The organism is Serratia sp. CY47280 (assembly GCF_052168655.1).
Classification (GTDB): Bacteria; Pseudomonadota; Gammaproteobacteria; order Enterobacterales; family Enterobacteriaceae; genus Serratia; species Serratia bockelmannii.
Window position 1 is genome coordinate 184,320 of record NZ_JBJNMG010000002.1, and the last position, 18,819, is coordinate 203,138.

General features: G+C 61.4%; 17 protein-coding genes and 1 other annotated feature. Of the genes, 14 read left to right on the forward strand and 3 right to left on the reverse strand.

What is annotated here, in order from left to right; all coding sequences use genetic code 11:
- Positions 1-12: 12 nt before the first annotated feature.
- Positions 13-1,200 (reverse strand): multidrug efflux RND transporter periplasmic adaptor subunit SdeX, encoded by a 1,188-nt coding sequence (sdeX, locus tag ACJ8J4_RS10240; protein ID WP_025301784.1) that lies wholly within the window; start codon positions 1,198-1,200, stop codon positions 13-15.
- Between the two features lie 142 nt (positions 1,201-1,342).
- On the opposite strand from sdeX, the gene acrR reads away from it, so the two are divergent.
- The 3 genes from acrR to mscK all read left to right on the forward strand — a co-directional run bounded on the left by acrR (position 1,343) and on the right by mscK (position 5,866).
- Positions 1,343-2,017 carry a multidrug efflux transporter transcriptional repressor AcrR gene (acrR, locus tag ACJ8J4_RS10245; RefSeq protein ID WP_043135668.1) on the forward strand — a complete coding sequence of 225 codons (675 nt, stop codon included), beginning with the start codon at positions 1,343-1,345 and terminating at the stop codon, positions 2,015-2,017.
- An 11-nt stretch (positions 2,018-2,028) separates the two neighbouring features.
- Entirely contained in the window at positions 2,029-2,382 is a 354-nt protein-coding gene (locus tag ACJ8J4_RS10250) for a DsrE/DsrF/TusD sulfur relay family protein (protein ID WP_004940282.1), read from the forward strand.
- A gap of 100 nt (positions 2,383-2,482) precedes the next feature.
- Positions 2,483-5,866: a mechanosensitive channel MscK gene (gene mscK, locus ACJ8J4_RS10255; RefSeq protein WP_049209313.1), complete on the forward strand. Its 3,384-nt coding sequence runs from the start codon at positions 2,483-2,485 to the stop codon at positions 5,864-5,866.
- 40 nt (positions 5,867-5,906) lie between these two features.
- Here mscK and rsmS read toward each other — a convergent pair whose 3' ends face one another.
- Together rsmS and priC are read right to left on the reverse strand one after the other, a co-directional pair.
- Positions 5,907-6,086, reverse strand: a complete 180-nt coding sequence (rsmS, locus tag ACJ8J4_RS10260; protein ID WP_016928837.1) for a pleiotropic regulatory protein RsmS — start codon at positions 6,084-6,086, stop codon at positions 5,907-5,909.
- Positions 6,087-6,192: 106 nt separating this feature from the next.
- Positions 6,193-6,729, reverse strand: a complete 537-nt coding sequence (priC, locus tag ACJ8J4_RS10265; RefSeq protein WP_049209315.1) for a primosomal replication protein PriC — start codon at positions 6,727-6,729, stop codon at positions 6,193-6,195.
- 134 nt (positions 6,730-6,863) lie between these two features.
- Here priC and ACJ8J4_RS10270 point away from each other — a divergent pair, with 134 nt between their 5' ends.
- The 11 genes from ACJ8J4_RS10270 to hemH all read left to right on the forward strand — a co-directional run bounded on the left by ACJ8J4_RS10270 (position 6,864) and on the right by hemH (position 18,774).
- Positions 6,864-7,244 carry a DUF454 family protein gene (locus ACJ8J4_RS10270; RefSeq protein WP_043135674.1) on the forward strand — a complete coding sequence of 127 codons (381 nt, stop codon included), beginning with the start codon at positions 6,864-6,866 and terminating at the stop codon, positions 7,242-7,244.
- Between the two features lie 153 nt (positions 7,245-7,397).
- The gene (gene apt / locus ACJ8J4_RS10275; protein ID WP_019454166.1) at positions 7,398-7,949 is read left to right on the forward strand and encodes an adenine phosphoribosyltransferase; all 552 of its coding nucleotides are present in this window, start codon (positions 7,398-7,400) and stop codon (positions 7,947-7,949) included.
- A 92-nt stretch (positions 7,950-8,041) separates the two neighbouring features.
- Positions 8,042-10,000 (forward strand): DNA polymerase III subunit gamma/tau, encoded by a 1,959-nt coding sequence (gene dnaX, locus ACJ8J4_RS10280; protein WP_127146258.1) that lies wholly within the window; start codon positions 8,042-8,044, stop codon positions 9,998-10,000.
- Positions 9,333-9,397, forward strand: a sequence feature (DnaX frameshifting element). Its footprint overlaps the gene before it by 65 nt.
- 41 nt (positions 10,001-10,041) lie before the next feature.
- Complete coding sequence (locus tag ACJ8J4_RS10285; RefSeq protein ID WP_025301790.1) at positions 10,042-10,371, forward strand: YbaB/EbfC family nucleoid-associated protein; 330 nt, start codon at positions 10,042-10,044, stop codon at positions 10,369-10,371.
- On the forward strand, positions 10,371-10,976 hold the full coding sequence (gene recR, locus ACJ8J4_RS10290) for a recombination mediator RecR (protein WP_025301791.1): 606 nt from the start codon (positions 10,371-10,373) through the stop codon (positions 10,974-10,976). Before ACJ8J4_RS10285 ends, recR begins: the two co-directional genes overlap by 1 nt.
- 144 nt (positions 10,977-11,120) lie before the next feature.
- Positions 11,121-12,986 (forward strand): molecular chaperone HtpG, encoded by a 1,866-nt coding sequence (htpG, locus tag ACJ8J4_RS10295; RefSeq protein WP_038628970.1) that lies wholly within the window; start codon positions 11,121-11,123, stop codon positions 12,984-12,986.
- 203 nt (positions 12,987-13,189) lie between these two features.
- Positions 13,190-13,834, forward strand: coding sequence for an adenylate kinase (gene adk, locus ACJ8J4_RS10300; RefSeq protein ID WP_025301793.1), 645 nt, complete (start codon positions 13,190-13,192; stop codon positions 13,832-13,834).
- Between the two features lie 166 nt (positions 13,835-14,000).
- Positions 14,001-15,134 (forward strand): sugar diacid recognition domain-containing protein, encoded by a 1,134-nt coding sequence (locus ACJ8J4_RS10305; RefSeq protein WP_197836499.1) that lies wholly within the window; start codon positions 14,001-14,003, stop codon positions 15,132-15,134.
- A gap of 119 nt (positions 15,135-15,253) precedes the next feature.
- On the forward strand, positions 15,254-16,519 hold the full coding sequence (locus tag ACJ8J4_RS10310) for a GntP family permease (RefSeq protein WP_025301795.1): 1,266 nt from the start codon (positions 15,254-15,256) through the stop codon (positions 16,517-16,519).
- Between the two features lie 9 nt (positions 16,520-16,528).
- Positions 16,529-17,692: a glycerate kinase gene (locus ACJ8J4_RS10315; RefSeq protein WP_049295146.1), complete on the forward strand. Its 1,164-nt coding sequence runs from the start codon at positions 16,529-16,531 to the stop codon at positions 17,690-17,692.
- A 119-nt stretch (positions 17,693-17,811) separates the two neighbouring features.
- Positions 17,812-18,774, forward strand: a complete 963-nt coding sequence (gene hemH, locus ACJ8J4_RS10320; protein WP_004940253.1) for a ferrochelatase — start codon at positions 17,812-17,814, stop codon at positions 18,772-18,774.
- Positions 18,775-18,819 lie beyond the last annotated feature (45 nt).

Here is an 18,819-nt window from a genome sequence, read left to right on the forward strand (position 1 = left end):
ACAGGCTCCTTTTTATGACTTCTGCGCTTCAGACTGCGGCTGTTTTTGCGCCTGAGTGTCAACTTCCTGCACTTTTACCTGCGCGCCCGGATGCACTTTCATCAGGCCGGAGACGATCACGCGATCGCCGGATTTCAGGCCATCGGTAACCAGCCATTTGTCGCCGATCGCCTGGTCGGCCTTCAGCGTGCGCAGCTCAACTTTGTCGTCTGCCCCTACCACCAACGCCGTCGCGTCGCCGCGCGGGTTGCGGGTAACGCCTTGCTGAGGCACCAGCAGCGCATCGCTGCGCACGCCTTCGTCCAGACGGGCGCGTACGAACATGCCCGGCAACAGCGTATCGTTCGGGTTAGGGAACAGGGCGCGAATGGTGATGGAGCCAGTGGTTTCATCGACGGTGACGTCAGAGAACTCCAGCGTGCCTTCCTGCGCGTATTCGGTGCCGTTTTCCAGCATCAGTTTCACTTTTGCCTTGCCGTTTTCCTGCTTCAGCGCGCCGCTGGCCAGCTCTTGCTTCAGGCGCAGGAAATCAGTGCTTGACTGGGTGACGTCGACATACATCGGATCCAGCTGCTGCACGGTAGACAGTGCGGTTGCCTGGCCGTTGCTGACCAGAGCGCCTTCGGTCACGGCGGACTTGCCGATGCGGCCGGAGATCGGAGAGGTCACCTTGGTGTACGCCAGGTTGATGCGCGCGGTTTCCACGGCGGCCTTGGCGGCCACGACGGCGGCGTCCGCCTGCTGCAGCGTGGAGACGGCGTTGTCGTAGTCCTGTTTACTGATGTAGCTCGTGCCCAGCAATGGCTTGTAGCGGTTTACCGTCACGCGTGCGATGGAAGCGCTGGCCTGTGCTTTGGCCAAATCGCCTTTCGCGCTGTCGTAGCTGGCTTGATAGGTTGCGGGATCGATTTGGTACAGAGACGTCCCGGCCTTGATATCGCTGCCTTCAACGAAGTTGCGCTTCAGGATGATGCCGCTGACCTGAGGGCGAACTTCGGCGATACGATACGCAGCGGTGCGGCCAGGAAGATCGGTAGTAATGTTGAGAGGCTCAGCCTTCAAGGTGACTACGCCCACTTCAGGCGCCTGTTGTTGGGCGCCTTGCTGTTGGGTTTCTTTATCGTTACATCCTGTTAGCACTAAGCTGCCTGAAAGCATCAGAACGGCCGCCAGAGGCGTTAACCCTCTGTTTTTGTTCATAGAAAAACCTCAAGTGTCCGATTTCAAAATGATCAATGGATCACAAGCTTTAAAACCCATTGCTGCGTTAATTATATGTGCGTGCTATGGTACATACATTCGCGAATGTATGTAAATCACACTCCCCCTAAATAACAATGCCATGGCACGAAAAACCAAACAGCAGGCGCAAGAAACCCGACAGCAAATCCTTGATGCTGCGGTGAGAGAGTTCTCTGAACGTGGCGTTGCTGCAACGTCACTGACAGATATTGCCACCGCTGCCGGGGTTACGCGTGGAGCCATCTACTGGCACTTCAAGAATAAGGTAGACCTGTTTAATGAAGTTTGGGAATCTACCGAGCCGAAAATTGACCAGCTCGAAACAGAGTATCAGGCAAAGTTTCCCGATAATCCACTGCGGGTTATCCGAGAAATTCTGATTTACATTCTGACGTCTACGGTTGAAGACGGCCGTAGGCGGGCGTTGATGGAAATTATATTCCACAAATGCGAGTTTGTCGGTGAAATGATGCCGCTGCTGGATTCGCGCAAGGTGCTGTACCTCGCCGGTTATGAACGCATCGAAGCGGTGCTGTATAACTGCATTCACCACGGGCAATTGCCCGCCGATTTACATACCCGTCGTGCGGCGATCATCCTGCGCGGTTATATCACCGGCCTGATGGAAAACTGGCTGTTTATGCCGGAAAGTTTCGATCTGCGGGCCGAAGCCGAAGCGCTGGTGGACGCGTTTTTGGAGATGCTGCAGTTTTGCCCCACCTTGCGCCTCAAACCCGACGCGGTGACGCCTGACGCCGACCGCGTTCCTTTATAAGGAGAGATTTCATGTCATCAGTTGTTCTTATTGCCAATGGCGCCGCCTATGGCCATGAATCCTTGTTCAATGCGCTGCGGTTGGCCATCGCCATGAAAGAGCAGCAGAGCAGCCTCGACCTGCGGCTGTTTCTGATGTCCGACGCGGTGGTGGCCGGGCTGGCCGGACAGCAGCCGCACGAAGGGTACCATCTGCAGCAGATGCTGGAGATCCTCACCGCGCAGCAGGTGCCGGTCAAGCTGTGCAAGACCTGCGCCGACGCGCGCGGCGTCAGCCGCTTGCCGCTGGCGGACGGCGTGGCGATCGGCACCTTGGTCGAGCTGGCGCAGTGGACGCTGGCGGCGGAGAAAGTGCTGACTTTCTGATTTCGCGACAACGAGACATCACCGGCAACGTTTTTGTTGTTCGTTGCCCGCCGGCGGTCGTGATAATCTTCAGGCTTCTTTACCGATCCGAAGCCAAATCATGCATCGCTGGTTGACTCTGCCTTCTCTGACGCCGCTCACGTTTGTCGGCGCATGCCGGCGGCGCATCGCCGCCGTGACACTCCTTTTCCTGATTTTTGCGTGTTGCTTGCCGGCACAGGCGGCGCTGAACGGCGATCTGCCGCAGCGCAGCGAAGTGCAAAGCCAGCTGGAAACGCTGAACAAACAAAAAACCCTGACGCCGGTCGAAAAGCTCTCCCAGCAGGATTTGACCCGCACGCTGGAACTGCTGGATGCCATCGAGCGCAACCGGCAAGACGTCGCACAGCTTAAACAGCAGGTGCAGCAGGCGCCGGCGAAGCTCAATCAGGTCACCGCCGAACTGGATGCGCTGAAGCAGCCGACGGACAACGCGGCCGCGCGCGCCGCGCTGTTGCCGCTGTCGCTGCGCCAGCTGGAAAGCCGGCTGTATCAAACGCTCGACGAGCTGCAAAGCGCGCAGGAGAGCCTCTCGACCTACAACAGCCAACTGGTGTCGCTGCAAACCCAGCCTGAACGGGTGCAGAGCACCATGTACGCCGCTTCGCAGCGCCTGCAGGAGATCCGCAGCCAGCTCAGCGGCCAGACGCCGGGGCAAGATTCGCTGCGCAATAGCCAGCAGGTCATGCTGGCCACCGAACAGGCGCTGCTCAACGCGCAGTTGGAGCTGCAGCGCAAGAGCCTGGAAGCCAACACTACGCTACAAGATCTGCTGCAAAAACAGCGTGATTACACCACGGCACATATCGATGCGCTGGATCGGTCGGTGCAGCTGCTGCAGGAGCTCGTCAACAGCAAGCGCCTGACGCTGTCTGAAAAAACCGCCAAAGAGGCGCAGAACCCGGAAGACGCCACCGATATCCAGCACGATCAGCTGGTCAGCAAGCAGCTGGACGTCAACCGACAGTTGAGCCAACAGCTGATTGCCGCCACCGAAGAGAGCAACACCCTGTTCCAGCAGAATATTCGTGTCAAAAACTGGCTCGATCGCGGTCTGCAGGCGGAACGTAACCTGAAAGAGCAGATCCAGGTGCTGAAGGGCAGCCTGGTGCTGTCGCGCATTCTGTATCAGCAGCAGCAGAGCCTGCCGCAGGGCACGCTGCTGGCTGATATAGACACGCGCATCGCCGATCTGCGGCTGGAGCAGTTCGATATCAATCAGCAACGCGACGATCTGTTCAAGGGTGAGGATTACATCAATCAGCTGGTGGCAGAGAGCAAGGAAAAGGCCGGCCCGGAAGTGATCGACGCACTGAACGAGATCGTCGACATGCGCCGCGAACTGCTGGATCAGCTGAACAAGCAGCTCAGCAACCAGCTGTCGCTGTCGATCAACCTGCAGATCAACCAACAGCAGCTCACCAGCGTTTACGGCTCGCTGCAGGATACGCTGACCCAGCAGATTTTCTGGGTCAACAGCAACAAGCCGGTCGATCTGGCGTGGCTGAAGGCAATGCCGGAGGCGGTGCGCGATCAGCTCGCCGGGCTCGATCTCAAATTCGACGGTGGCAAGCTATTGCAGGGCGGCTTGAATGCGCTGGTGTTCCTGATCCCGTTGCTGTTGGCGATCGGGGTATTGCGCTGGCGCTACCGGTTGATCGACAGTCATTTGCAAAAGCTGGCCAACGACGTGGGGCAACTGAAGCGCGACGGCCAACTGCACACGCCGAAGGCCATCGCGCTGACCTTGCTGAAGGTGTTGCCTGGCGCCGCGCTGCTGCTCGGCGTCGGTTTCTGGATGTATCGCGCGGATTTGGGTATCAGCGACTTTATTTGGGCGTTGTCGCAGCAGCTGGCGTTGTCGTGGCTGGTGTTCGGCTTCAGCTATCGCATGCTGAAACCGGGCGGCATCGCCGAGCGGCATTTCAACTTCGGCGCTAACCTGTGCGCGCATTACCGCCGCCAGACGCTGCGGCTGGGGCTGGCGCTGCAGCCGCTGATCTTCTGGTCGGTATTGGGCGAGAAAGCGCCGCTGCGTCTGGTGGAAGACGTCATCGGCCAGATCGTGGTGATGTTGACGCTGGCGCTGCTTGCGGTGCTGGTGTTCCCGCTGTGCCGCGACAGCTGGCGTGAAAAGGGCTCGCATGCCGTGCGGCTGGTGGTGGTGACCGCGCTTGCCGCCACACCGCTGATCCTGCTGGGGCTGATGTTCGCCGGTTACTTCTATACCACGCTGCGGCTGGCCAGCCGCTGGATAGACAGCCTGTATCTGTTCTTCCTGTGGAATATCGTGTATCTGACTGCCCTGCGCGGCCTGAGCGTGGCGGCGCGGCGTTTGGCCTACCGGCGCGCGCTGGCGCGGCGGCAAAACGTGGTGAAAGAGGGGGCCGAAGGCGGCGAAGCGGTGGTGGAAGAGCCGCCGCTGGCGCTCGATCAGATCAACCAGCAGTCGCTGCGCCTGACCACCCTGGTGCTGTTCGCCATCTTCGCCAGCGCCTTCTACGCCATTTGGTCGGATCTGGTGACGGTCATCGCTTACCTGGACAGCATCACGCTGTGGCATTACACCAGCACCGTGGCGGGCAGCAGCGTGTCGCAGGCGGTGACGCTGGGTAACATGATGGTGGCGATCGCCGCGGTGATCGTCGCTTATGTGCTCACCCGCAACTTGCCCGGCCTGCTGGAGGTGGTGGTGCTGTCGCGGCTGCAGCTGCGGCAGGGGGCGTCTTATGCCATCACCACCGTGCTCACTTACCTGATCACCGCCGTGGGCGCCGTGGTTGCGCTGGGATCGCTGGGCGTATCCTGGGACAAACTGCAATGGCTGGCCGCCGGTCTGACGGTCGGGCTTGGCTTTGGCCTGCAGGAGATCTTCGCCAACTTCGTCTCCGGCCTGATCATTCTGTTCGAACGCCCGATCCGCATCGGCGATACCATCACCATCGGCACCTTCTCCGGTTCGGTCAGCAAGATCCGCATTCGTGCCACCACCATTACCGACTTCGATCGCAAAGAGGTAATCATTCCGAACAAGGCGTTCGTCACCGAGCGGCTGATCAACTGGTCACTGTCCGACACCATCACCCGCGTGCTGATCAAGGTGGGCGTGGCCTACGGTTCCGATCTCGACAAGGTGAAAAAGGTGCTGCTGCAGGCGGCGCACGACAACCCGCGGGTGATGACCGATCCCGAACCGCAGGTGTTCTTCCTCAACTTCGGGGCCAGCACGCTGGATCACGAACTGCGGCTCTATGTACGGGAACTGCGCGATCGCAGCTACACGGTGGACGAACTGAACCGCTCAATCGACCGCTTGTGCCGGGAAAACGGCATCGACATCGCCTTCAATCAGCTGGAGGTGTATCTGCATAACCAGCAGGGCAATGAAGTGCAGGAAGTGAAAAGAACGCTCTCGCCGGATGAAGGCGGCCAGACGGCGGGCTGATGTGCGTTGAAAGATGGAAGGGACAGCGGGCTGTCCCTGATTACTGTCCGGCAGGCAAATAGGGAGAGGTGACGCCGGCGCGCTGCAGCTTTTCCTGATAATCCCGTTTGACGATATCCAGTGCTGCCAACGCGGTAGCCGGATCGATCTCGTTGCATTCCAGCAGGTAAATCAAGTCTACCGCCAGCTGCAGTTCGGGTGAGGCATTTTCCAGAGACATAGCACCTGCGCTTATTAATTAATGGGATGAAAAACTCGTGTCTCGGCAGAGTATAGTGAACCCGGCGCGCAACCGGGAATAATCATTAAAATATTGTGATAAATCTTCAAAAACCGTTTTCTTTGCGCTCGATATTGCGCTCGATGCGCGCCAGCGCCTGACGGCAGCGCATCAGTCTCCCCTCCAGCGCCGCCAGCTCGTGCTGCAGCTTTTGCTGCGCCGCCAGTGTGGTCTGGCGCCCCAGCAGGCTTTCCCGATCCTGAATCATGGCGATCAGCCGGCGTTCGTAATCCTGGTGCTCGGCCAGCTTGTGGTACAGATCGGCCTCGGGGGCTTCCTTCGGCTGATTCTTGCGCCGTAGCGCCTGGGTTGCCAGCTCGCGCTGCAGGGCAGAGATTTGGGCAACCAGTTTTTCGGCCAGAAAGGCCACCTGGCTGGCGCGGCTGTCGTTAGCGGCGTTTTGCAGCTGGGCGAAGTTTTTCTCCACCTCGGCCAGGTAGTCGCGCAGCCGCGTGCCGCGGTTGGCGAACAGGGCGACGTCGAACCGCGCCTGCGGGATCGGGGCGTCGCCGCGCGGAGTGACTTCGGCCGCCAGCGCCGCGATCTGCTGCGCCAACACCTGTAATAGACGCTGAGTGCTCACATAAGCTCCCTCTTGATTTCAACAGGCGTAAGCTTGCCCGCGATGCCGCCCTGAAACAAGCGCCGCATGCATATTCCGCCGGCGCGGCGCCGATGCTACAGTAAGCCGCAACCGATTGAGGAGCGAAGAGCCGCATGAAGCGAGGGTTATTGATCATTTTGGGCTGGCTGGCGGTGGTGCTGGCGACGTTGGGCGTGGTGCTGCCGCTGTTGCCGACCACGCCGTTCCTGCTGTTGGCTGCCTGGTGCTTCGCCCGCTCTTCGCCGCGCTTTCATCACTGGCTGCTGTACCGTTCCTGGTTTGGCCCTTATCTGCGCCACTGGCAGCAGCATCGCGCGCTGCCGCCGGGAGCGAAGTGGAAGGCGGTGCTAGTGATCGTGCTGACCTTCGCCTGTTCGCTGTGGCTGGTGAAAATCTGGTGGGTGCGCGGTCTGTTGCTGCTGATGTTGGCTATTTTGCTGACCTTTATGCTGCGCCTGCCGGTTATTGACCTGTCGCAACAAAAACAGCGCTGATTGTGCGCCGCTGGTTGCATTTGTCCGCCAGTTTGCATAGATTTGGGCGTTTTCGTGCGCGGATCGCCTGCCATTCCTTCTCCGGTGTGTTTCACCCAGAGGCGGCGGGTGAGCGGCGCGCCGGTTTTCAGGCAGCTTTATCAGGCAACAATTATGACCGCTACTGCGCAGCAGCTTCAGTTTATTAAAGACAGTATCAAAACCATCCCGGATTATCCGAAGCCGGGCATCCTGTTCCGCGACGTGACCAGCCTGCTGGAAAACCCGTTGGCCTACGCCGCCAGCATCGAGCTGCTGGTTGAGCGCTATCGCGAAGCGGGCGTGACCAAGGTGGTGGGTACCGAAGCGCGTGGTTTCCTGTTCGGTGCGCCCGTCGCGCTGGCGCTGGGCGTCGGTTTCGTGCCGGTGCGCAAACCGGGCAAACTGCCGCGTGCCACGCTCAGCGAAAGCTATGAGCTGGAGTACGGTACCGACAAGCTGGAGATCCACACCGACGCCATCACCGCGGGTGACAAAGTGCTGGTGGTGGACGATCTGCTGGCGACCGGCGGCACCATCGAAGCAACCACCAAACTGATCCGCCGTCTGGGCGGTGAAGTGAAAGACGCCGCGTTCATCATCAACCTGCCGGATCTGGGCGGGGAAGCGCGTCTGAACAAGCTGGGTATCGACTGCTACTGCCTGGTGGACTTCGCCGGCCATTGATGCGGCATCGCCCCTTGGGCACAACGGCCTCGCGGATCGCCGCGGGGCTGTGTTAGCATGACCCTCCAGATTACTCGACTTCTCCGGTATTAATGAGCTATCAGGTTCTCGCCCGTAAGTGGCGCCCTCAAACGTTCGCAGACGTGGTCGGCCAGGAACATGTCCTGACCGCGCTGGCCAACGGCCTCTCGCTGGGGCGGATCCATCACGCCTATCTGTTCTCGGGCACCCGCGGCGTGGGGAAAACCACCATCGCGCGCCTGCTGGCTAAAGGCCTGAACTGTGAAACCGGCATCACCGCCACGCCGTGCGGCCAATGCGACAACTGCCGTGAGATCGAACAGGGGCGTTTCGTCGATCTGATCGAGATCGACGCCGCTTCCCGAACCAAGGTGGAAGATACCCGCGATCTGCTGGACAACGTTCAGTACGCGCCGGCGCGCGGCCGCTTCAAGGTCTACCTGATCGATGAAGTGCACATGCTCTCGCGCCACAGCTTCAACGCGTTGCTGAAGACGCTGGAAGAGCCGCCATCGCACGTGAAATTCCTGTTGGCCACCACCGATCCGCAAAAATTGCCGGTGACCATTCTTTCCCGCTGCCTGCAGTTTCACCTCAAAGCGCTGGACGTCGATCAGATCCGTCAGCAGCTGGAAACGGTGCTGACGGCGGAGCAGATCACCAGCGACGCCCGCGCGCTGCAACTGCTGGCGCGCGCCGCCGACGGCAGCATGCGCGATGCGCTGAGCCTGACCGATCAGGCGATCGCCATGGGGCAGGGGCAGGTGACCGCCGCCACCGTCAGCCAGATGCTCGGCACGCTCGATGACGAGCAGCCGCTGGCGATCCTCGAAGCGCTGGTCAGCGCCGACGGCGAAAAGGTGATGGCGCAGGTCGCGCAGGCCGCTTCGCGCGGCGTGGACTGGGAAAACCTGCTGGTGGAGACGCTGGCGTTGCTGCACCGCATTGCGATGGTGCAACTGCTGCCTTCGATGCTCGACAACCACTACGCCGCCGTGGAACAACGGCTGCGTGAGCTGGCGCGCACTCTGCCGCCGGCCGATGTGCAACTCTATTACCAAACGCTGTTGGTGGGCCGCAAAGAGCTGGCCTATGCGCCGGATCGTCGCATGGGGGTTGAGATGACTCTACTGCGTGCGCTGGCGTTTCACCCGAAAGCGGTGATCCCGGAGCCGGTGGCGTTGGTGCAGACCGCGCCGGCGCCGATGGCGCAACCGCAGCAGGCCACATCGCCACAGCCGCCGCAGTTTCAGGACGTGCCGCCCCCGCTAGGGCAGCCGGCCGCGCCGCAGCGACAATCATCGACCCCTTTACCGGATGCCACCGCCCAGCTGTTGAAAGCGCGGTCCCAGCTGCAACGGCAGCAGGGAGCATCCACACCAAAAAAGAATGAGCCGGCGGCGCCAGGAATAGCGCGGCCGGCAAACTCGGCGCTGGGGCGTTTGGCTTCCGTGACCGAGCGTAGCCAGCAGCGCCTGGCGGAGAAGAAGGTGCCGGAAAAACCGGCGAAGCCGGAAGCCTATCGCTGGCGCGCGCAGACCGAGCCGGAAGCGGCGCCGGAACCGTTGGCGACGCCGAAAGCGCTGCGCACGGCGTTGGAGCACGAGAAAACGCCGGAGCTGGCCGCCAAGCTGGTGGTGGAATCGCTGGAGCGCGACGCCTGGGCGGCGGAAATCGATAAGCTCAAGATCCCGAAACTGGTGCAGCAGCTGGCGTTGAACGCCTTCAAGCAGCAGCCGGAAGCGGGCAAGATTAACCTCCATCTGCGGTCTTCGCAGCGCCATCTGAATTCGCCTTCGGCGCAGAAGACGCTGGCCGAAGCGCTCGGCGAGCTGTACGGCAGTCCGGTTGAGCTGACCGTGGTGGAGGACGATAATCCGGCGGAGCGCACCCCGCTGGAGTGGCGACAAGCCATCTATGAAGAAAAGCTGGCGCAGGCGCGCCAGTCCATCGTTGCGGATACCCATATCCAGACGCTGTGCCGGTTCTTCGACGCGGATCTGGATGAAGAGAGTATCCGCCCCCTTTAAACGCCGCGCGAGGTGCGCGGCCCTAGCGACGAGAGACGACTATGTTTGGTAAAGGCGGTCTGGGCAACCTGATGAAGCAAGCCCAGCAAATGCAAGAAAAAATGCAGCAGATGCAGGAAGAAGTCGCCAAATTGGAAGTGACCGGCGAGTCTGGCGCAGGCCTGGTGAAAGTCACCATCAACGGCGCACACAACTGCCGCCGCGTGGAGATCGATCCTAGCCTGATGGAAGATGACAAAGACATGCTGGAAGATCTGATCGCCGCCGCGTTTAACGACGCCGCGCGCCGCATCGAAGAGACTCAGAAAGAGAAAATGGCCTCCGTTTCCAGCGGCATGCAGTTGCCGCCTGGCTTCAAGATGCCGTTCTGATGCAAACCAGCCCGCTCCTTGAATCCCTGATGGAGGCGCTGCGCTGCCTGCCGGGCGTCGGCCCGAAATCGGCGCAGCGCATGGCGTTTCAGTTGCTGCAGCGCGATCGCAGCGGCGGCATGCGCCTGGCGCAGGCGTTGACGCGCGCGATGTCGGAAATCGGCCACTGCGCCGACTGCCGCACCTTCACCGAGCAGGACATCTGCACCATCTGCGCCAATCCGCGCCGTCAGCAAAACGGCCAGATTTGTGTGGTGGAAAGCCCGGCGGATATTCACGCCATCGAGCAGACCGGCCAGTTCGCCGGGCGCTACTTTGTGCTGATGGGCCATCTGTCGCCGCTAGATGGCATCGGGCCGGGGGATATCGGTCTCGATCGCCTGGAGCAACGGCTGGAAAAGGAAAGCATCACCGAAGTGATCCTCGCCACCAACCCGACGGTGGAAGGGGAAGCGACTGCCAACTACATCGCCGAGATGTGCGGCCAGTATGGCGTGCTCGCCAGCCGCATCGCCCACGGCGTACCGGTGGGTGGCGAGCTGGAGATGGTCGACGGCACCACGCTGTCGCATTCGCTGGCCGGGCGTCACGCCATCAAGTTCTGATGTTTTCCCGGACGGGGCCATTCGGCCCCGTCGTTTTTTTGCCAAAAATTTCCCTCCGTCCGCTTGAAAAACAAGACCCTGACCCTCATCTGATCCTCATTGTTCGATTTTGGTAGCCATTGTCTTTTGAGGTAATCAATGAGTATGAAAGGTCAAGAAACCCGCGGGTTCCAGTCTGAAGTAAAACAGCTGCTTCATTTGATGATCCATTCGCTGTACTCCAACAAAGAAATTTTCCTGCGCGAGCTGATTTCCAACGCCTCTGACGCCGCCGACAAGCTGCGCTTCCGCGCCCTGTCCGCGCCAGAGCTGTATGCCGGCGACGGCGAGCTGCGCGTGCGCTTGTCCTTCGATAAAGAGCAGCGCACCCTGACCATCGCCGACAACGGTATCGGCATGCGCCGCGAAGAAGTGATCGAAAACCTCGGCACCATCGCCAAATCGGGCACCAAAGCGTTCCTGGAATCCATCGGTTCAGATCAGGCGAAAGACAGCCAACTGATCGGCCAGTTCGGCGTCGGTTTCTACTCGGCGTTCATCGTGGCGGACAAAGTGACCGTGCGCACCCGCGCTGCCGGCGCCGCCGATGACGAAGGCGTGTTCTGGGAGTCCGCCGGTGAAGGCGACTACACCATCGCCGACATCACCAAAGAGACCCGCGGCACCGAAATCACCCTGCATCTGCGCGAAGGCGAAGATGAGTACCTCGACGCCTGGCGCTTGCGCTCGGTGATCGGCAAATATTCCGATCACATCGCCCTGCCGGTAGAGATCGAAAGCAAGAACGAAGAAGACGGCACCGTCACCTGGGAGAAGATCAACAAGGCGCAGGCCCTGTGGACCCGCAGCAAGGCTGACGTCACCGACGAAGAGTACAAAGAGTTCTACAAACACATCGCCCATGACTTCACCGATCCGCTGAGCTGGAGCCACAACCGGGTGGAAGGCAAGCAGGAGTACACCAGCCTGCTGTATATCCCGGCGCAGGCGCCGTGGGACATGTGGAACCGCGATCACAAGCACGGCCTGAAGCTGTACGTGCAGCGTGTGTTCATCATGGACGACGCCGAGCAGTTCATGCCGAACTACCTGCGCTTCGTGCGCGGCCTGATCGATTCCAACGATCTGCCGCTGAACGTGTCGCGCGAGATCCTGCAAGACAGCCGTGTGACGCAGAACCTGCGCGGTGCGCTGACCAAGCGTGTGCTGCAGATGCTGGATAAGCTGGCCAAAGACGACGCCGAAGGCTACCAGAAATTCTGGCAGCAGTTCGGTCTGGTGCTGAAAGAAGGCCCGGCGGAAGACAACGGCAACCAGGAAGCGATCGCCAAACTGCTGCGCTTCGCGACCACCCACGGCGACAGCTCGGCGCAGACCGTGTCGCTGGAAGAGTACGTCGGCCGCATGGCGGAAGGGCAGGAAAAGATTTACTACATCACCGCCGACAGCTACGCCGCCGCCAAGAGCAGCCCGCATCTGGAGCTGTTCCGCAAGAAAGGCATCGAAGTGTTGCTGTTGTCCGATCGCATCGACGAGTGGATGATGAGCTACCTGACCGAGTTCGACGGCAAGCCGTTCCAGTCGGTCAGCAAAGCGGATGAAACGCTGGATAAACTGGCGGATGAAACCGAAGAGCAGAAGGCGGCCGAGAAGCAGTTGGAACCGTTCATCGAACGTGTGAAAACCCTGCTGGGCGAGCGTGTGAAGGATGTACGCCTGACGCACCGCCTGACCGATACGCCGGCGATCGTGGTGACCGACGCCGACGAAATGAGCACCCAGATGGCCAAGCTGTTCGCCGCCGCCGGTCAGCAGGCGCCGGAAGTGAAGTACATTTTCGAGCTTAATCCCGAGCATGCGCTGGTCAAACGAGCATCCGACGTGGGCGATAACGAACATTTCGCCGAATGGATCGACCTGTTATTGGATCAGGCGCTGCTGGCTGAACGCGGCACGCTGGAGGATCCGAACTTGTTCATCCGTCGCATGAATAAGTTGCTGTCCGCCTAAAAGCTGAAGATATGCGCCCTTAACGGCACCATTAGGGGCGTATTTCCGGTTTTTCCCCGCTTTTTCTTGCCTTTTGTTCGTCCGTTTTTTTGCACATTCCGCAATCGATTTCCTTCGCGCGCCTTGAGCCTGCCCCCCCTGAAATGGTATCGTTGAGCGTTTTCGCAATTTTATAAAAACTACATAGCAAGGGGATTTACGCAATGCGTATCATTCTGCTGGGCGCTCCGGGCGCTGGTAAAGGTACTCAGGCTCAATTCATCATGGAGAAATACGGCATTCCGCAAATCTCCACCGGTGACATGTTGCGCGCAGCCGTGAAGGCCGGCAGTGAACTGGGCAAGCAGGCGAAAGAGATCATGGACGCCGGCAAGCTGGTGACCGATGAGCTGGTGATCGCGCTGGTCAAAGAGCGCATCACGCAGGAAGATTGCCGCAAGGGCTTCCTGCTGGACGGCTTCCCACGCACCATTCCGCAGGCTGACGCGATGAAAGAAGCCGGCATTAACGTGGACTTCGTGCTGGAGTTCGACGTGCCGGACGAGCTGATCGTTGACCGCATCGTTGGCCGCCGCGTACACGCGCCGTCCGGCCGCGTCTACCACGTGAAGTTCAACCCGCCGCAGGTGGAAGGCAAAGACGACGTGACCGGCGAAGAGCTGACCACGCGCAAGGACGATCAGGAAGAGACCGTGCGCAAGCGCCTGGTGGAATACCATCAGATGACCGCGCCGCTGATCTCTTACTACAGCAAAGAAGCGGCAGCGGGCAACACCCAATACCGCAAAATCGACGGCACCCGCAAGGTGGCCGAAGTGAGCGCAGAGCTGGCGACTATCCTCGGTTGATAGCAAACTGGCAGTGCATGACGCCGGGCCTGTGGTCCGGCGTTTTTTTTTGCCGTTTTCCCGCCAAATTGTGATCGCGGCAGCTTGTTGCGGCCGTGCCCGTTAATCGCCCGCGCCAAATGGCGTATAACAAGCCTGCGTTTTCACCCTCAGCAGGGAGCCGGGCATGCTCAGACAAACCAATCTTCTGGCGGAAGCCACCGCGCGCCAGATCGTCCAGCGGTCGATGGGCATCATCAGCCATTCCGTCAACGTGATGGACAGCAACGGCGTGATCATCGCCTCCGGCAACCCGCAGCGCCTGTTCCAGCGTCATGAAGGCGCGGTGCTGGCGCTGGCGGAGAACCGGGTGGTGGAAATCGACCGCGCCACCGCCGAACACCTGAAGGGCGTGCGGCCCGGCATCAACCTGCCGTTCAGCTTTCGCAATCAGCGGGTGGGGGTGATCGGCATCTCCGGCGAGCCGGCCGAGGTGCGCGCCTATGCCGAGCTGGTGAAGATGGCGGCGGAGATGATGGTGGAGCAGGCGGCGCTGCTGGATCAGCACCAGTGGGAAAAACGTTACCGGGAAGAGCTGGCGAATCAGCTGCTGCAGCCGCAGCCGAACACCGCGTCGCTGGAGGCGATGGCGGCGTATCTGGGATTGGATCTGCGCCAGGCGCGCATCGTCTGGATCGTCGAGCTGCAAGAGGCGCAGCCGCACCTGCTGCGTGAGCTGTTGGCGGAGCTGGAGGCCACCCAGCGCGACGCGTTGATCGCCATTACCGGCTTCAATGAAATGACCCTGTTGCGCCCGGCCTGCATGGCTCAGGGCGAATGGAGTTTGAAGCTGGAGCGCCAGCAGGCGCAGCGTTTGCAAAACCAGCTAAAACACCGCTTTCGGGTGCGGCTGATCGTCGGCGGTTTTTATGACGATCCGCAAAGCGCCTACCGTTCCAGCCTGACGGCGCGTGCCACCCAGGCAATGGCGCAGCGCCTGAAACTGCGTCACGCCACGCTGTTCTACCACGACTATCCGCTGCCGTCGCTGCTGTGCGATCTCGGGGAGGACTGGCGAGCGCAAGAGCTGGGGCGCCCCTGGCGGACGCTGGGCGAACAGGATGAAAAAGGCGTGCTGCGCGCCACGCTGCGCCACTATTTTTCGCAGAATTGTGATCAGACGCAGGCCGCCGCGCAGCTGCATATTCACGTCAATACCCTGCGCTACCGCCTGCAGCGCATCGAAGCCATAACCGGCATGAAAATCAATCAATTAACCGACGCTCTGCGGTTGTATATCGGCATGCTGATGCACGACTGAGTTGTGCCAACCCACAAATTTCGCGCCGTTCCTTCGGCAATTTTTTGTTGTTTCCCCTCAGGTCAACGCCGGGCGCGCGGGATATGTTGGCCTGCACATCAACCACGGAGAAAACAACAATGACAACCGTATCCACTCTGGGAGCGCTGGTGGCGTTAGCCGTCGCCATCGTTCTGATCCTACGCAAGGTGCCGCCGGCTTACGGCATGATTGCCGGCGCGCTGGCGGGCGGGCTGTGCGGCGGCGCCGATCTGGTGCAGACCGTAACGCTGATGATCGGCGGGGCGCAGGGCATCACCAACGCCGTGATGCGCATTCTGGCGGCGGGGGTATTGGCCGGGGTGCTGATCGAATCCGGCGCGGCGCACACCATCGCCGAAACCATCGTGCGCAAAGTGGGCGAAACCCGCGCGCTGCTGGCGCTGGCGGTGGCTACACTGATCCTGACGGCGGTGGGGGTGTTTATCGATGTGGCGGTGATCACCGTCGCGCCGATCGCGCTGTCGATCGCCCAGAGGGCCGGCATTTCACGCGCGGCGATCCTGCTGGCGATGATCGGCGGCGGCAAGGCCGGCAACGTGATGTCTCCCAACCCGAACACCATCGCGGCGGCGGACAACTTCCACGTGCCGCTCACTTCGGTGATGATGGCCGGCATCGTGCCGGGGCTGTGCGGCCTGGTGGTGGCCTATCTGCTGGCGCGCCGCCTGAGCGATAAAGGCGGCAGGGTGATGGCTGAAGAGCTGACTCAGCATGCCGAAGGGGCGCGGCCGGGCTTCGCTGCGGCGATCAGCGCGCCGCTGGTGGCGATCCTGCTGCTGTCGCTGCGGCCGATCGCCGGTATCGCCGTCGATCCGCTGATCGCGCTGCCTGCTGGCGGGTTGGCGGGCGCGCTGCTGATGGGGCGCATCCGCCAGTGCAATCAGTTTATGGTTTCCGGCCTGTCGCGCATGGCGCCGGTGGCGATTATGCTGCTCGGCACCGGCACGCTGGCGGGCATTATCGCCAACTCGGCGCTGAAGGATGTCTTGATTAACGGTTTGACGCACACCGGGCTGCCGGCCTGGCTGCTGGCGCCGCTGTCCGGTGCGCTGATGTCGATGGCGACCGCCTCGACCACCGCCGGCACCGCCGTGGCTTCCGGGGTGTTCAGCTCCACGCTGCTCGAGCTGGGGGTGAGCGGATTGGCCGGTGCGGCGATGATCCATGCGGGCGCCACGGTGCTGGATCACCTGCCGCACGGCAGCTTCTTCCACGCCACCGGCGGCAGCGTCAATATGGCGGTGCACGAGCGGCTGAAGCTGCTGCCGTATGAAACGCTGGTGGGGTTCACCATTGCGGCAATCTCGGCGCTGATGTTTGGCGTATTTAACCTGGCGGGATAAGGAACAGTGATGAAAACGCTGAAAAAAGTGGTTATTGCCCCGGATTCTTTCAAAGAGAGCCTGAGCGCGCTCGGCGTCGCTGACGCCATCGAGCGGGGATTCCGCCAAATTTACCCGCAGGCGCACTACGTGAAGCTGCCGATGGCGGACGGCGGCGAAGGCACAGTGGAGTCGATGGTGGCGGCCACCGGCGGCGAAATCGTCCAGGTGACGGTCACCGGGCCGCTGGGGGAGCCGGTGTTGGGATTTTATGGCCTGCTGGGCGACGGCGAAACCGCGGTGATTGAAATGGCCGCCGCTTCCGGGCTGCATTTGGCGCCGCCCAACCGGCGCGATCCGCGCATCACCACCAGTTACGGCACCGGTGAGCTGATGCTGGCGGCGCTGGAGCGCGGCGTGAAGGCGATCATTCTCGGCATCGGCGGTAGCGCCACCAACGACGGCGGCGCTGGGATGATGCAGGCGCTGGGCGTTAAATTGCTGGATAAGGATCGCCGGCCGCTGCCGGTGGGCGGTGCGGCACTGGCGCAGCTGGCGCATCTCGATCTCGCCGAGCTGGACGCGCGTTGGCAACGGGTGAGCGTAACCGCCGCCTGCGACGTGGATAACCCGCTGTGCGGCGAAAAGGGCGCGTCGGCGGTGTTCGGGCCGCAGAAGGGGGCGACGCCGGAGATGGTGGCCCAGCTCGATGCGGCGCTGCATCACTATGGCGAACTGCTGGAGCGGGAAACCGGCCGCGCCGTGCTGACCCAGCCAGGGGCGGGCGCGGCGGGCGGCATGGGGGCGGCGCTGCTTGGCATGCTCGAAGCGCGCTTGCGGCCGGGCATCGAGATTGTCACCGAAACCCTGCGCCTGGATGAAGCGGTGCGCGATGCCGACTTGGTGATCACCGGCGAAGGGCGGCTGGACAGCCAGTCGATCCACGGCAAAACGCCGATCGGCGTGGCGCGAGTGGCCAAGCGTCACGGCGTGCCGGTGATCGCCATCGCCGGCAGCCTGACGCCGGATTATTCGGTGGTGCATCAACACGGCATCGATGCGGCGTTTTCGGTGCTCGATCGCATCGTGACGCTGGAAGACGCGCTGGCGGACGCCGATCGCAATCTGCAGGTGACGGCGCGCAACGTGGCGGCGGTATGGCAACTGGCGCAAGGGGGAAGCCCACAGGGATAGCCTGTTGCTGTTATCGGTTCCGACGCAGGACTTTTCCGTTACAATAGCCGGCATTAATGGCTGCTGACATCCCGACCCAGAACGGAATGCCGGCCGGAAAGGAAATGAGGGGAACTGAGATGAAGCAAGAGAAACACGGCGTATTGCTGGTGAACCTGGGCACACCAGATGCGCCGACCTCGTCGGCGGTCAAACGCTATCTGAAGGAATTCCTCAGTGACGATCGCGTGGTCGACACGGCGCCGCTGATCTGGTGGCCGATCCTCAACGGCGCGATCCTGCCGATCCGCTCGCCGCGCGTGGCGAAGCTCTATCAGTCGGTGTGGATGGAAGAAGGCTCGCCGCTGCTGGTATACAGCCGCCGCCAACAGCGGGCGCTGGCGGCGCGCATGCCGAATACGCCGGTGGAGCTGGGAATGAGCTACGGCTCGCCAAGTTTGGCGGAAGCCATCGACAAGCTGCTGGCGCAAGGTGTGACCAACCTGGTGGTGCTGCCGCTCTACCCGCAATACTCCTGTTCCACCAGCGCGGCGGTATGGGATGGAGTAGCGCGAGTGCTGAAAGGCTATCGCCGCTTGCCGTCGGTGGCCTTCATCCGCGATTACGCCGAACACCCGGCCTATATCGCCGCGCTGCAGCAAAGCGTGGAGCGCTCGTTCGCCGAGCACGGCCAGCCGGATCGGCTGGTGCTGTCGTTCCACGGCATCCCCAAACGCTATGCGCGCCTGGGCGACGACTACCCGCAGCGCTGCGAGGATACGCTGCGTGCGCTGAGCGCCACGCTGCCGCTGGCGCCGGAGCGCGTGATGATGACGTACCAATCGCGCTTTGGCCGCGAGCCGTGGCTGACGCCATACACCGATGAGACCCTGAAGGGGCTGCCGGCGCAGGGCGTGAAGCACATTCAGCTGATTTGCCCCGGTTTCTCGGCGGACTGCCTGGAAACGCTGGAAGAGATCAAAGAACAGAACCGCGAGATCTTCCTCAAGGCCGGCGGCGAGAAGTTTGAATATATCTCGGCGTTGAACGACGAGCCGGCGCATATCGATATGATGCAGCAGCTGGTGGCGCAGCGCCTGTAATCATCCATAATCTGTCTATTAGATGCATCGTGATCGGGCGGGGAT

Coding starts and splice junctions, on each gene's coding strand:
- sdeX (WP_025301784.1), bottom strand. CDS start 1,200: ATGAACAAAAACAGAGGGTTAACGCCTCTGGCGGCCGTTCTGATGCTT.
- acrR (WP_043135668.1), top strand. CDS start 1,343: ATGGCACGAAAAACCAAACAGCAGGCGCAAGAAACCCGACAGCAAATC.
- ACJ8J4_RS10250 (WP_004940282.1), top strand. CDS start 2,029: ATGTCATCAGTTGTTCTTATTGCCAATGGCGCCGCCTATGGCCATGAA.
- mscK (WP_049209313.1), top strand. CDS start 2,483: ATGCATCGCTGGTTGACTCTGCCTTCTCTGACGCCGCTCACGTTTGTC.
- rsmS (WP_016928837.1), bottom strand. CDS start 6,086: ATGTCTCTGGAAAATGCCTCACCCGAACTGCAGCTGGCGGTAGACTTG.
- ACJ8J4_RS10270 (WP_043135674.1), top strand. CDS start 6,864: ATGAAGCGAGGGTTATTGATCATTTTGGGCTGGCTGGCGGTGGTGCTG.
- apt (WP_019454166.1), top strand. CDS start 7,398: ATGACCGCTACTGCGCAGCAGCTTCAGTTTATTAAAGACAGTATCAAA.
- dnaX (WP_127146258.1), top strand. CDS start 8,042: ATGAGCTATCAGGTTCTCGCCCGTAAGTGGCGCCCTCAAACGTTCGCA.
- ACJ8J4_RS10285 (WP_025301790.1), top strand. CDS start 10,042: ATGTTTGGTAAAGGCGGTCTGGGCAACCTGATGAAGCAAGCCCAGCAA.
- recR (WP_025301791.1), top strand. CDS start 10,371: ATGCAAACCAGCCCGCTCCTTGAATCCCTGATGGAGGCGCTGCGCTGC.
- htpG (WP_038628970.1), top strand. CDS start 11,121: ATGAAAGGTCAAGAAACCCGCGGGTTCCAGTCTGAAGTAAAACAGCTG.
- adk (WP_025301793.1), top strand. CDS start 13,190: ATGCGTATCATTCTGCTGGGCGCTCCGGGCGCTGGTAAAGGTACTCAG.
- ACJ8J4_RS10305 (WP_197836499.1), top strand. CDS start 14,001: ATGCTCAGACAAACCAATCTTCTGGCGGAAGCCACCGCGCGCCAGATC.
- ACJ8J4_RS10310 (WP_025301795.1), top strand. CDS start 15,254: ATGACAACCGTATCCACTCTGGGAGCGCTGGTGGCGTTAGCCGTCGCC.
- ACJ8J4_RS10315 (WP_049295146.1), top strand. CDS start 16,529: ATGAAAACGCTGAAAAAAGTGGTTATTGCCCCGGATTCTTTCAAAGAG.
- hemH (WP_004940253.1), top strand. CDS start 17,812: ATGAAGCAAGAGAAACACGGCGTATTGCTGGTGAACCTGGGCACACCA.